At 71.9% G+C, this 13,240-nt stretch carries 12 protein-coding genes; 5 read left to right on the forward strand and 7 right to left on the reverse strand.

The window, feature by feature from the left end; all coding sequences use genetic code 11:
* Positions 1 to 93: 93 nt before the first annotated feature.
* Positions 94 to 1,197: a DUF3103 family protein gene (locus tag DFJ66_RS39455; RefSeq protein WP_121229532.1), complete on the reverse strand. Its 1,104-nt coding sequence runs from the start codon at positions 1,195 to 1,197 to the stop codon at positions 94 to 96.
* Between the two features lie 296 nt (positions 1,198 to 1,493).
* Here DFJ66_RS39455 and DFJ66_RS39460 point away from each other — a divergent pair, with 296 nt between their 5' ends.
* The 5 genes from DFJ66_RS39460 to DFJ66_RS39480 all read left to right on the forward strand — a co-directional run bounded on the left by DFJ66_RS39460 (position 1,494) and on the right by DFJ66_RS39480 (position 6,006).
* A complete protein-coding gene (locus DFJ66_RS39460) occupies positions 1,494 to 2,000 on the forward strand; it encodes a hypothetical protein (protein ID WP_121229534.1) in 507 nt (168 codons plus the stop codon).
* Between the two features lie 248 nt (positions 2,001 to 2,248).
* A complete protein-coding gene (locus DFJ66_RS39465; RefSeq protein ID WP_121229536.1) occupies positions 2,249 to 2,416 on the forward strand; it encodes an AbfB domain-containing protein in 168 nt (55 codons plus the stop codon).
* A 99-nt stretch (positions 2,417 to 2,515) separates the two neighbouring features.
* Positions 2,516 to 3,997, forward strand: coding sequence for a family 43 glycosylhydrolase (locus DFJ66_RS39470; protein ID WP_147459512.1), 1,482 nt, complete (start codon positions 2,516 to 2,518; stop codon positions 3,995 to 3,997).
* Positions 3,997 to 4,278: an AbfB domain-containing protein gene (locus DFJ66_RS39475; protein ID WP_121229540.1), complete on the forward strand. Its 282-nt coding sequence runs from the start codon at positions 3,997 to 3,999 to the stop codon at positions 4,276 to 4,278. The genes DFJ66_RS39470 and DFJ66_RS39475 overlap by 1 nt, the downstream gene beginning before the upstream one ends.
* 165 nt (positions 4,279 to 4,443) lie before the next feature.
* Positions 4,444 to 6,006: a hypothetical protein gene (locus DFJ66_RS39480; protein WP_121229542.1), complete on the forward strand. Its 1,563-nt coding sequence runs from the start codon at positions 4,444 to 4,446 to the stop codon at positions 6,004 to 6,006.
* Between the two features lie 34 nt (positions 6,007 to 6,040).
* Here the strand turns inward: DFJ66_RS39480 and DFJ66_RS39485 are convergent, their stop codons facing one another.
* The 6 genes from DFJ66_RS39485 to DFJ66_RS39510 form a co-directional block, all read right to left on the reverse strand.
* Positions 6,041 to 8,932, reverse strand: a complete 2,892-nt coding sequence (locus DFJ66_RS39485) for a glycosyl hydrolase family 95 catalytic domain-containing protein (protein WP_121229544.1) — start codon at positions 8,930 to 8,932, stop codon at positions 6,041 to 6,043.
* A 318-nt stretch (positions 8,933 to 9,250) separates the two neighbouring features.
* Positions 9,251 to 9,877, reverse strand: a complete 627-nt coding sequence (locus DFJ66_RS39490; protein WP_121229546.1) for a DUF6875 domain-containing protein — start codon at positions 9,875 to 9,877, stop codon at positions 9,251 to 9,253.
* Positions 9,874 to 11,265, reverse strand: coding sequence for an FAD-binding oxidoreductase (locus tag DFJ66_RS39495; RefSeq protein WP_121229548.1), 1,392 nt, complete (start codon positions 11,263 to 11,265; stop codon positions 9,874 to 9,876). Before DFJ66_RS39495 ends, DFJ66_RS39490 begins: the two co-directional genes overlap by 4 nt.
* Complete coding sequence (locus DFJ66_RS39500; RefSeq protein WP_121229550.1) at positions 11,265 to 11,582, reverse strand: avidin-fold protein; 318 nt, start codon at positions 11,580 to 11,582, stop codon at positions 11,265 to 11,267. Before DFJ66_RS39500 ends, DFJ66_RS39495 begins: the two co-directional genes overlap by 1 nt.
* Entirely contained in the window at positions 11,575 to 11,973 is a 399-nt protein-coding gene (locus DFJ66_RS39505; RefSeq protein WP_211351469.1) for a cupin domain-containing protein, read from the reverse strand. The genes DFJ66_RS39500 and DFJ66_RS39505 overlap by 8 nt, the downstream gene beginning before the upstream one ends.
* 350 nt (positions 11,974 to 12,323) lie before the next feature.
* Positions 12,324 to 12,995, reverse strand: a complete 672-nt coding sequence (locus DFJ66_RS39510; RefSeq protein ID WP_121229552.1) for a response regulator transcription factor — start codon at positions 12,993 to 12,995, stop codon at positions 12,324 to 12,326.
* Positions 12,996 to 13,240 lie beyond the last annotated feature (245 nt).

Consider the following 13,240-nt stretch of genomic DNA (forward strand, 5'->3'; position numbering starts at 1 on the left):
GCAAATCGGCGTCCCGTGTGCCGCCGTTCGCAGGTGCCCAGCTGACGGCGTGAAGGGGCCCGCACGCCACCACGGCGTGCGGGCCGGGGTGCGTCAGAGAGGGCTGACCCAGTAGGGGGTGACGGTCATCGTGCCGTTGCCCGCCGCGCCGCGAAGGGTGCCGGAGGTCGCGGTCGACAGGGTGTACCAGGAGTCGACGTAGTCGGGGTCGTCGGTCCACCAGCTGTCGGGCAGGGCGTTGATGATCGCGTTGACAAGGGGGATGTACGCGCCGCCGTCGACGATCGTCAGCAGGGCCTGGGTGAGTGCGAGGGCGAGGTCGCGGTAGTTGGTGCCGCCGTCCTCCTCCATCATGACGAGGTCGGCGAGGTTGTACTTGTAGCCGGAGAAGTGGACCAGCAGTTGGTTGGGGTAGTAGGTCTTGCCGTCCTCGTCGAGGTAGGGGAGTTGGACGGTGTCCACCGCGACCTTGCCGTCGAGGCCGAACCCGGCGTTGATGGCGAAGATCTCGGCATCTCCCTTGTGCCACGGCTCCTTGTCGTCCTCCAGGCGGATGGACGTGAGCTGGGTGGCCCAGTAGCCCGACGCGGGCGCGACCGCGGCGGTGGGCGACAGGCCGCGTTGCGACAGGGTCGAGCGCAGCACCTCCACGCCCTTGGCCAGGGCGGTCGTCGTGTCGACCTCGACCAGGTACACCGGGCGCGCCGGGACGCGGTCGGCGGGCAGCGCCACCCGCCGTCCGGCGCGGTCGTGCGCCGTGACGGTCGTCGCCTCGTCGTCGGCGGGGGAGGAGGCGACCAGCGGTGCGACGCCCCGGCCCAGCGCGGCGGCCATGTCGGCGTGCGCGAGGCGGACGGTGAGCAGGGAGGTTCCGTCCTGCGGCAGTCCCTTGGCGGTCAGGACCGCCCGGTCGGCGTCGCGCACGGCCCGACCGAGCGCGGTGTCGCCGGCCGCGCGCGACAGGGGCACGGGCCGGGTGGAGGCGGTCAGCAGGCCGGCCCGCCGGGCGTCGTCGGCGAGGTCACCCGCCAGTCGGGCGGCGAGGTGCTCGGTGATCGCGGCGACGGAGCCGGTGGGCGCCGCGGGTCCGGCGGGCGCCGCGGGTCCGGCGTGCGCCGGGGCGGTGGCCAGCCCGGCGGTGACCGCGAGGGCGCCGAGCGTGGAGACCACTAATCGGGTCGGGCTTGACTGGGACACGGCTGTTCCTCCTCTGCTCTGCGTGCAGGGTTGGGTGCAGAGCGTTATGTGAAGAAGTACAGGAACCTCCGCGGCCAGTGTCAATGGGAAGCTCCGATGCCACTGTTTTCGGCGCGGGCGCGCCGCAGGACGACGACTTGGTCGTTGACGAGGCGTTCGTCCCAGGGCTTGTCGTTGCAGCCGGCGACGCACGCTGTCACTCGTTCGGGGCTTTCACCACCATGTGCGTTGACCGTCGCGGCGTCCGGGGATTCGCTGAGTTGCCCGCCAAGAGGGGGACATCCCAGGGAGGGACCATGAACGCCCCGCTCAAGTCCGGAGTTCCGCGCTACGAGGGGCCCTCGTTGACCTTGACGGAGGAGGAGATCATCCGCCTCGGCGGCTGCGTCTTCCTGCCGCCGGGCAACCGGAGCCCGGTCGAGGCCACGAGCCGAGCCGCCGATCAGGGCGTCGCCCGCGACATCGTCAGCCGCCTCACCGACGCCCACGTCGAAGCCGCGCTGGACGCCACCGGCCTGCGCGACACCTCGGACGGCCGGAAGTTCCTCCAGTTGGCCGCCGGCGAGGACGGCCCGGTCAACTTCCTGCGTGCCCGTCTCGCCCCCGCGGTCGGGCTGGAGTCCGCCGGCGGCTGCGCCCTCGGGGTGTTCGAGGTCGCCGTCGGCGTCGGCGGCCTGGCGGTGGCCGCGGCCGAGGAGGTCGGCAGCGCGGGCGTCCTCACCCCGGCCGCTGTCTTCACCGCAGTGGTGTCGGGTGCCTGGATCGGCGCGGGCGTGGCGACCATCGCCGCGGAGTGCTTCTGAGGCTCCCTTCGTCCTCGATCACGATCACGAGGACGGGCGCCTGTTCGTCGACCCGCCCGAAGCCACGGAGGCCATCGCGCGGACACCTGGTCGAGTGGCGCGCGCCCTGTTATCGCTAACAGCGTTGCCCGTCCGGTCAGCCGCTCGGGCGGGAAGGCAATCTCTGGAAAATGGGCCTTGAGCTGTGCAGGGGCCACTGTTAGCGTTCACACGCTCGCGCTACCTCGATCCCACGACGGAGTGGACCGATGAACGCCAGCTTCTTCCAGCGTCCCGGCCTGGCCGACAGCTCGGCGGTGTCGTTCGAGTCGCAGAACTTCCCCGGCCGCTACCTGCGTCACAACCTCACCACCGTCAACCTCATCACCGCGACCGACGCCGTCGCCCGCGCCGACTCCACCTTCATCCTGGAGTGACGCTCCCGGCCCACCCGGCGTGGAGCCGGTCCCCGAGTCGTGCAACGCGGCCGTGCGCGCTCGCGCGCGTCCGAACCCTGCGGAAACCCCGGAGTGGTCATGCTGTCTTCCCTGCCCGGTCCAGCTCCGCGACGCCTGCTGACGCTCGTCGCGGCCTTCCTCGTGGCGTTGTCGTCGGTGCTGGTCGGCCAGAACGTGGCGGTCGCGGCGGCCGGCCCGTCGTTCGTCAACCCCGTCGTGCCCGTGCCGAACAGCGCGGATCCCACGCTGGTCACCTACAACGGGGCCTACTACTACGTGGCGACGACGTGGACCTCCGACATCGTGATGCGCAAGTCCACCACGATCGCCGCCCTGCGCAGCGCCCCGGAGCAGCGGGTCTTCACCGCGACCCAGAACGAGGGGTGCTGCACGATGTGGGCGCCGCACCTGGAGCAGATCAACAACCGTTGGTACATCTACTACTCGGTGCAGCCGAAGGCGGGGTTCGGCGAGCGTCGCACGCACGTGCTGGAGAGCGCGGGCAGCGACCCGCTGGGGCCGTACACCTACCGCGGCATCCTCAACCTGATGCCCAACGGCGGCTGGGCGATCGACGGCGCGGTGCTCAAGCTCAACGGCGCCAACTACTTCCACTTCTCCGCGTTCGGCTCGGACGGCCTCCAGTCGCTGTTCATCGCGCCGATGGACACGCCGTGGTCGGTCTCCGCGTTCGGCACCCGCATCTCGGCGCCCACGCTGGCCTGGGAGCGCCAGGACGGCAACGTCAACGAGGGCTCGTTCGCGTTGCAGCGCAACGGCCGCACGTTCCTGACCTACTCGGCCAGCGCGTGCTGGGGACCCGACTACAAGCTGGGCATGGTGGAGTACAAGGGCGGCAACCCGCTGGCGGCGAGCTCGTGGACGAAGTTCCCGGACCCGATCTTCCAGCGCAACGACGCGAACGGCGTGTTCGGCCCCGGCCACCACTCGTTCTTCACCTCGCCAGACGGCACGGAGACGTGGATCGCCTACCACGCCAACGACTCCGCGTCGCAGGGCTGCGGCACGACCCGCACCACCCGCGTGCAGAAGATCTCGTGGAACGCCGACGGCACGCCCAACCTGGGCACCCCGGTCTCCACCTCCACCGTGCTGCAAGGTCCCTCGGGGGAGACCGGCGGCCCGGTGGCGCGGGTGCACATCAAGAACCGGCACAGCGCCCTGTGCCTGGACAACTACAACTTCGGCCTCAAGCCCGGTTCCGAGGTCCGCCAGTGGACCTGCAACACCGCGCCCGTCCAGGACTGGTACCTCACGCCGAAGGGCGACGGCTACTACGAGATCTTCAACGGCTACAGCGGTCTGTGCCTGGACAACAAGGGTTTCGCCACCACGCCCGGTTCGCCGGTGCAGCAGTGGACGTGCAACGGCCTGGCCGTCCAGCAGTGGCGGCTGACCACCACCAACGGCCGCACCACGCTCGTCAACAAGCACAGCGGGCTGTGCCTGGACGACTACGAGTTCGGCACCGAGCCCGGTTCCGAGGTCCGGCAGTGGACCTGCAACGGCTTGGCCGTTCAGCAGTGGGACCTCGCCTGATGCGCACACGGCAGCACGGATCGCGGAAGGGGAACCGCAACGACGCGACGACCGGCATCATGGGCGCCCGCTCGACGTCGTTGCAGCCGGGCAGCTTCACCCGCTACAGCGGCGCGATCGGCGACCTGGCCGCGGCGACGTGGACCAAGGTCGGCCGCCAGTCCTACACCGCGCCGTTGAACGGCAAGCACTACCTGCGCCACTACGCCTTCGTACTGCGCGTCGACCCGATCGCGACCGCCACCGACCGCGCCGACGCCACGTTCCACGTCGGCTACTGAGCCGGGGCCGCGCGTGGTTCTCCGCCGCGGTTGCCGCCCGGCGCGCAGGGCTCAGGTGCGCGCGGCCGGTTCGGACAGCCGCGCGAGGCCGCATGTCGGCCCATCCGGACATGGTGTTCCGCCCTCGGGTCGAGGACGATCACCGCGGACCGGAAGGGGCGGCTGATGAACGCTTTCCACGACCGCGAGTCGGCCCGCGACCCCGCGGGCCAGGGCGGGAACCGGCCGCCGCACCCGACACCCGGCCACCCGGTGCTGCGCCTGCAGCGTCAGGTGGGCAACCGCGCCACGTCGATCTTCGTGCAGCGCAACCTCGACGGTGTCAACCAGTCCACCGACCTGACCGCGCTGGACGACGCGGCCCTCAGCGCCGAGTACCAGCGGGTGCACGCGGCACTGCGCTCGGCGGACGCGCGCACGCCCGGTTACAACGAGGCCGCCGCGTACCTGGAGACGATCGAGACCGCCATGGCCGGTCGACCGGGCCTCACCTCGGCGACGCCGCCGGCAGCACCCGTGGAACCCGGTGTCGCGGAGTTGAACCAGCTCATCCTGAACCAGCGCGGCTTCTCGTCCACCGCGCCGCGCGGCGGGCGTCCCGCGCAGACACCGACCATCGACCCGGCGGGCGTCGGCACCCGACACCTCGGCCAGGGTTACGAGGTCAACGCCGCGGTGGTCGTCCGTGACCGCGCGGGCGGGCAACTGGCTGCCGAACTGGGCCGCTACGCCCGCGGCGCGGACCTGCACGCCGAGGTCCAGGCCGTCGACGCGCTGACCTCCCGGCTGCCCGCGGGCGCGGCCGAGGGTGGCGAACTGCTCGTGGTGGTCGACCAGATGCCGTGCCCGACCTGCCGGGCACGGCTCACCGAGCTGGCCGAGCGGCTGGGGTGCCGGCGGATCGTCGCCTACGGACCCAGCCGACCGACCGCGACCGGCGCACCGGCCCAACCGCGCACCGCCGCCCGGAGTTGGACCCAAGGCCCACGCCCCGGCGGCCCGCCACGCCAACCGGTCGAAGCGGTCGAACTGTGGGCCGCGGAGGTCCCGCCACGCCCGACGTCCGCCCCCGCGTCCACTCCTGCGCCGCCCGCCGAGGTCTCGACACCCGTGTCGCCTGCCGAAGCCCCTGTCGCCGCTCCGCCCGTGGAGGGCGCGGCTCCTCCGGTCGAAGGCGCCGCGCCGGCCACCGAGTCCCCCGGCGGCGCCAGAAGCGGAGGCAGGAGCGGAGGTGGAAGCGGTGGCGCAGTGCTGTCCGTCGCCCTGGGGTTCTTCTACCAGTGGGCGCACCAGCGAGCCGTCGAACACCGTCGGGACACCGAAGGCTACGCGCCGGTCGGGCCGCTGGAGTTCGCCGACGAAGACCTCCTCAGCCGGATCGGGCGCTGGGTGCTCGACCCCCTCCTGGACAGCCAGGCCGATCTCGGCAGCAGGCTCAACGTCGACGTGTGGCGCCGGCGGGTCCGCGAGGCCGTCGCCGCGCACCAGGTCGACGGCGTGGTCACGATCGTCTTCCAGGTGGAGTTCCCGAGCACCGGCATCCTCCAGGACGTCCGCGACATCCCGATCACCTACACCCGCCAACAGGACGGCACGTGGCGTGCGGGGTCCGGTGGTCAGGCCATGCCCGCCGGGGCGTCGGTGCCCGACCTCAACCGGATCATCGACCGGTCGGTGAGCGACGACGCCGTGCGGCACATGCTCGAGTACAACCCCAACTCCGCCTGAACCGCCGACCCAGGTGGTCGCGCCGTCGTGCGAGTCACACGGTGACGATCTGCCACTGCTGGTTGGCGCCACCGGTCGCGGGCCACTGGATGACGCGGGCGCCGTCGGCGGTCGAACCGCTCTCCACGTCCACGCAGAGGCCGTTGCGCACGTTGACGATGCGGTGGTAGCCGCTGCCCGCGTCGACGAGCCGCCACCACTGGTTGTCGCTGCCGGTGTCCTGCCACTGCTCGAGCTGGGTGCCCTGGCCCGACCCTCCCGGGCTGGCGAGCACGCGTCCGCTGTGCCGGGCGACGAGGCGGAACGAGCCGTCGGGGTTCGCGAGGAACTGCCACTGCTGGTTGGCGCCGCCCGACCAACTCCACTGGATGACCTTGGCGCCGTCGGCGGTGCTCGCGCCGTTGATGTCCAGGACCTTGCCGCTCGCCCTGTTGACCAGTCGGCACCAACCGGTCGGCAGGGACGGGGCCGGCAGGGACACCGCGATGTCCGTGCGCTGCCCGGCGGCCAGCGTGACCTTCCGGGCGTGGTTGCCCAGGGGCGACGCGGCCACGGGCGCCGACGTGGTCACCGACGCCATCCCCGGCCGGCTGATCAGCGTGACCACCTGGTCGACGTCGGAGGTGATCGACAGCACGGCCGTGCGGGCGGACAGGTCCCAGCTGAAGCTGTGCACGCGGATCCTGCCGCGGGCCCGCACTCCGGTGATCGTGCCCTTGGCCAGTTGCGCGGGCAGCGCCGGCAGGACCTCCAGCACACCCGGGCGGGAGTAGAGCAGCGCTTCGGCCAGCACGGCGGGGATCGCGTTGGCGGCGTCGGCGTTGTAGATGTCCAGGTTGGGGTTGTGCGAGGTCATCAGCGACTTGAAGACCATGTTGTTGCCGATGATCTTCCGCAGGTTGTCGTAGACCTTGCCGCCGTCCTTGAGCCGCGCGCCGGCCAGCGCCCGGTGCAGGCTGCCGTGCGCGGAGACGTTCTGGTCGCCGCGCAGCTCCAACGCGCGCAGCGACGGGCGGATGAGTTCGGGCTTCTCCTCGGGGTTGATCTCGTGCAACGGCCACGCGCCGTAGAGGTGGTGGACGTGCCGGTGGTCGTACCGGTCGCTCAGGGTCGGCCACGACCACTCGGCGAGCGCGTTGTCGCCGTTGACGCGGTAGGCGGGGATCTTGTCCAGCAGCGCCGTCCAGCGTGCGACGCCCTGGCCCGCGCCCTGTTCGACACCGAGGGCGTTGGCCGCGGAGATCGCCGCCTGGAGGGCGTGCTTGCCCGCCATGATGTCGCCGGTCGCGTTGGTCGACAGCAGGACACCGGTGTTGCCCGGGCTGTTCTCCATGGAGAACGACGGCACGAAGACGACCTTGCCGTTCGAGTCCGTCCGGGTCAGGAAGTCCTCGTAGAACAACGCGAGTTCCATGAGCGCGGGACCGAGCTTGTCCCGCAGGAAAGCCTGGTCGCCGGTGACCTCGTAGTACTCGACCAACGGGTAGAGCAGCCAGTCGGCGCCGCCGGTCCAGGTCTGGCCGGGGAAGCCGGCGTCGAAGTGCAGCATGTGCCCGTACTCGCCGTCGGTGCGGGACGGGGCGAGGAAGCCGCGGGCGCCGTAGAGGTTGCGCGCGTTGGTGCGCCAGTGGCCGAGTTGGCCGAGGACCAGGGTGAAGTACCCCTGCATGGCCTCGGTCGTGTCGAGGATGTTGCCGCCGGCGACCTGGAGGTTGACGTTGGCGTCGGTGGTGAAGTCGTCGGCCCACGCGCCGGACCACGTGCCGGTCCAGATGCCGGTCAGTCGCGGCGGCAGGATGCCGCTGGAGCTGAGGAAGAAGTAGCGGCCCGAGTCGTAGAGGCGCTCCAGCAAGGCGATGTCGATGACGCTCTTGTTGGCGTTCTGGCGGGCGATCAGCTCGCTGGTGGACAGCCGCCGGTCGGCGGCCGACACGTTCAGGTCGAGCCGCGAGCGGTCGTACATCCCGGCGTGGATCGCGACGTGCCGCGTGCGCAGTGCGGCGTAGTCGGCGCCGAGCGCCGCCAGTTGTGCGTGCAGCGGCCGGGAGTCCCACGCGGTGGACGACTCGTAGCGGTCGAGCTTGGTGAGCAGCAGCAGCCGGGTCGCCCCGGTGACGACGACGGTCGACCCGCTCGCGCTGACGGTGCCACCGGTCGGGACGACCCGGGTGACGCCCTCGTAGCCGAAGGCGCCCTGCCCGGTCGGGTACGTGCCCCGCAGGTTCAGGTAGCCCGAGCCGTCGCCGACCGTGGCCAGGGTGGTGTAGCCCAGGCTGGTGGGCAGCCCGTCCAGGGCGGTGTTGACGCTGAGCGTGGTGTCGATGGTCCGGCCGGGAGCGGGCAGCAGCTCGTGGACGATCACCCGGTCGGCCCGCGAGACGAACGCACGGCGGGTCCAGGTTCCGTCTGCGGTCGTCCAGGTCGAGGTGACCTCGCCGGTGCGGAAGTCGGTGATGCGGGCGTAGTCGTTGACCACCGTCATGCCCGGGGTGGAGATCCGCAGTTCGTAGGCCGGGTGGTAGGTCTGCGTCCAGCGCAGCGACCACCCGGCCGCGAAGTCCCGGTTCGCCCCGGCGTAGTCACCGGCGAGGGCCTTGTCCCGCACCGGTCCCAGCCGTCCGGCGATCACCGGTGGGGTGAGGGAGCGGGTGCCGTTCGGCAGGACCAGCCGGTGGTGGTTGAAGATCACCTTCTCCAGCGCGGGCGCGCCGTACAGCAGCGCGCCGTACTCGCCGTTCCCGGTGAGGAAGCCATCGGTCCAGGACGTCGCCTGACCGGTGTCGTAGATGCCTCGCTCGGGCAGGGTGACCTGCGGGGGCACGGCGGCGTCGGCTCGTCCGGCCGGCAGGACGCCGGGGACGACGGCGGCTCCGGCCGTCAACGCGGTGAGGGCGAGGAAGCGCCTTCGGTCCACAGGACCGTCCATCACGCAAACTCCTTTGTCCGGCGAGGCGGCGGGAGGGGAGGCGGGCAGCGGGGCTTGTGGCGTCCGCGCCGTCGAGATCGCGTGAGGTCGGGGTCCGCGCGGCGACCACGTCGAAGGCATGGCGAACCACCCTCGTCGTGTGTCGGCCGCATGTCCGGAGGTGCCGAACCGACGACTGGACAGGGATGAATGTACAAGTCGTCAGTCGTGTGATGTTCGGCCGAATGGGCCGGCGAAATCGGGCGCGACACCGGCGGGCGGCGGTAGCTCGGGGAGCTGGTGCCGATCCACCGGTGTCGCGAGGGTCGTCCACCGCCGTCAGCGCGGGGCCAGGCGGGCGGTCAGTTGCCTCCTCACGCGGGTCGGGATGGTGGGGGCGAAGCGGCTGAGGTAGGAGTCCAGGTGTTTGCGCTCCTCCACCAGGAAGGGCAGGTCGAAGACCACCAGCTCGCGGATCGCCAGCAACGGCACCGGTGAGCGCAGCGGGCGGTAGTCCGGGTTCCACAGGCCCGGGGCCTCGCACGCCGGGTGGAACTGGCCGATCATCAAGCCGTTGGCCACGAAGTCGTCCTTCGCCGCCCGTTGCAGCTCGTCCAGCGGCGTGGGGTCGACCGGGTCGACGTGGGGCAGCACGAGGAGCACCGTGAGCAGTTCGCGGTCGGGCGCGGGCATCGTCGCCGCGACCGCCTCGTACCACCGGCGCAGTCCCGCGACGGCGCCGGGCACGTCGGGGCTCGTCGGCGAGGCCAGGAAGAACAGGCCGCGTTGCAGGCTGGGTTGCGTGTACGGGCACACGGGGCCGCGGCGGCCCAGGTCCGGGCTGGGCGAGACGAGGTAGGTGCGGGCCCACGCCAGCACCTCGGTCAGCTCCGGGGCGACGTCCCCGGCGTCGACCTCGTCCGCGGTCCGGATGAGCACTTCGTCGGCGGGCGAGGGTGCTCTCATGTGCCGACGCCCTGCGGTGCGGTGAAGAACCCTTCGGGGTCGTAGCGGTTCTTGACCTCGACCAGGCGGGGGTAGTTGGCGCCGTGGTAGGCGGTGCGCCACTCCGCCAGGTCGGGGTCGGCGAAGTTCAGGTACGACCGGCCCGCGCCGTACGGGGCCAGCGCCTCGCGCAGCTCCGCCAGCCAGTCCAGGTTGCGGCGCACGGTGGCCGGCGCGTCGGCCGTGACCCACGACGTGTCCAGCGACAGCAGGAACATCGCGTCCCGGTGCGGGAACGCCGTGTCCGCCGCGCCCACGCGGTTGATCGCGCCGCCCCAGGAGAACAGCGCCGCGCCGCCCCCGTCGGGGTTGCCGCTGCCCGGCCAGGCGTCCACGAGGGCGAGCATCGTCTCGATCCCCGCGTCCGGCAGCGGCCGGGTGAGGACGTCGGTGCGCACCGCGAACGCGCCGCCGGCGGTCTCGTGCAGCAGGTCGTCCTTGGCCTCCCAGTACGTCCGGTCGCGGATGTCGGCCCGCAGCGGGCGGGCGACCGACAGGACCGGGTCGAGGATCTCGCGCAGTTCGGCGGCCGGGCCCAGGTGCTGCCCGATCACCGACACCACCGCGCCGTCACGCGACCGGGCCACGCCGGTGCGCGCCGCGAACTCGTCCGGGGCCGACCCGACGACCTGCTGCGCGACGGTGAACACCTTCTCGGCGTCGGCCCGGTCGAACAGCAGGAGGTAGGTCGAGCAGTCCGCCACCGGCCGCGCCTGGAAGGTGAAGGAGGTGGTGACGCCGAAGTTCCCGCCGCCCCCGCCCCGGCACGCCCAGAACAGGTCGGCGTTCTCGCGCGCGTCGCAGTGCAGCAGCTCGCCGTCTGCGGTCAGCACGGTCGTGGCCACCAGGGCGTCGGCGGTGAGGCCGTGGACGCGGGAGGTCGCGCCGCACCCGCCGCCCAGGGTCAGCCCGGCGATGCCGACCGACGCGCCGTTGCCCAGCGCGAACGCCATCTCGTGCGGCTGGAGGGCGGCGTAGACGTCGGACATCGTCGCCCCCGCCGCGGCGGTCACCAGGCCGGTCCTCCCGTCTGCGGTGACCGTGCGCAGACGGCTGAGGTCGATCACCAGGCCGGTGCCGACCGACGCGCCCGAGTAGCTGTGGCCACCGGCGCGCACCACGGCTGAGATGCCCGTGGTCCGGGCCCAGGCCAGCGCGTGCCGGATGTCGTCGGTGTCGGCCACGGTCACCACGCCCGCCGGGGTCGTCGCGGCGAACCTCTCGTTGAACGCGGACCCCACGGCGCCGAACCCGGCGTCGGAGGGCCGGAGCACCCGCCCCGACACCACCTCGTCCAGGCCCCGCCAGTCCCTTTCGGACACCCGGTCCGGTGCGGGCAACACCCCCATCACACCACCTCGTCGAGGTAGGAGGTGCCGCTCTCGGGCCGCGGGTGGTAGCGCTGCCACACCTCGCGCATCCGGACCCGGCCGTCGGCGGCCACCTCCGGCGTGTTGACCGTGCGACCGCACACCAGTTCGCCGCCGGCCAGCACGATCGTGTATCCCATGTGGAGGGTGCCGGTGTCGTCGCGCAGGCCGGTCACCGACCCGCGCAGCACCTCACCCCCGGAGACCTCGGCCCACACCAGGTCGCCCTCCTGCCGGTACACCGCCACCGCGGTGCTCCCCTCCGCCCGGAACCGGCGCCCGTCGAAGTCAAGCACCGCTGCCGGCCCGCTGGTCCTCGGCCGCCACGAAACCCTCGGACATGGCGCGGTCCCACCAGATCGCGTAGTACGCGAAGTCCTCGTCGGTGTCGTTGCTCAGGTGGTGCTCGATCCCGGGCTTGAGGAACACGATGTCCCCGGCGGCGAACGGGTGGCGGTGGTCGGGTGTGACGACCTCGGCCCGGCCCGACATGCCGATGAAGATCTCGTGCTCGTGGTGGGCGTGCGCCACGGAGCGGTCACCGGGGCGCAGCACGCACCACGCGCCCTCGAACGGCGCGGTGAGGCCGTCCCACGGGTGCAGCAGCTTCATCTCCAGGCCGTAGGCGCGGGTCAGGTCTTCGGACTCCAGCCTGCGGAAGTCGACGAGCGGTTCCTCGTTGGTCAACGTCTGCTCCGATCAGCGCGCGGAACGGCGGTCGACGGGGAGGCTATCCACGCGTGATTCCCACCGGTAAGGGAAAGTTGTCCCGGCCGGCGGGGAATTCACCACCCCGCGCCGGCCCGGGGTGAACGGGGCACTGCGGGGCAATCGCCCGAGGTACGGCGGAACGCCCGGGGTGCGGGCGGCGGAATCGACGACGTGCGGGCGGCGGAATCGTCCGGGGTGCCGGTGGCGGAACCGGCTCGGGGCGTGCGGTGGAATCGACGGGGGTCGTCCGGCGGAATGGGCGCCGGGTGCGCGCGGAATCGACCCGGGCCGGCCGGGCACCGCGAGCACCCGGCCGGCGCCCCGGCTCAGCCCCGGCCCAGGCCCGCGTCCCGCGCGAGCACGATCGCCTCCGCCCGGTGGGCGACCCCCAGCTTCACGAACACCGTCGACACCCGGTTGCTGATCGTCTTGGGCGCCAGCGCCAACTCCCGCGCGATCACCGGGTTGGTCTTCCCGGCCGCGATCCGCTCCAGCACGTCGCGTTCCCGCGCGGTCAGCTGCGGGAACGGGTAGGGCGCCTGGCCGGTGCAGATCAGCGCGGCGAACCGGCCGGCGATGCACCGGCCCACGACCACCCCGCCGGAGGCGACCACCCGCACCCCGCGCGGCACCTGGTCGTGGTCGGTGCCGGTCACCAGGTAGCCCAGCGCGCCGGCGCGGAACGCCCCGCGCACCACCGAGTCCTCGTCCGTCCCGGTCAGCACCAGCACCCGTGTCCGCGCCGCCAGCCGCTCGACGACGTGCTCCGCGGCCGACGTCCCGGACCGCACCGGGTCCACGACCACCACGTCCGGCACCCTCCAGGCGGTGCTGCCCAGCACGTCGACGTCGTCGCGGACGTCACCGACGATCGCGATGTCGGCCGCGCGTTCCAGCGCGGGCACGATCGTCGAGCGGACCGCGGGGCGCAGGCCCACCAGCGCGACCGTCACCTGGGTGAGGGTGTCACCGCCGGTGCGCGGGCGAAAATCGGACATACCAGGAGGTAAGGAATTCAACAAGTCGTGCTCCTAGGTACAAGCGGGCTGTCCTGGTCGTTTTTTGCCGGAGTGGACCGTTCCGATCCCGGTTGGGACCGCGATCGGTAGTCGGGGCGATGTTCACCATCGTTACTCCGTGGTACCGGTTTTGCCTCCAGAAAGGGCCGATCCGGTGATGCGGTTGACCCGAACGCCGCCACCGCCCCCGGTTTTCCCCGTCACCCGGGAAATCCGTCCCTACC

This window comes from Saccharothrix variisporea (assembly GCF_003634995.1).
Taxonomy (GTDB): Bacteria; Actinomycetota; Actinomycetes; order Mycobacteriales; family Pseudonocardiaceae; genus Actinosynnema; species Actinosynnema variisporeum.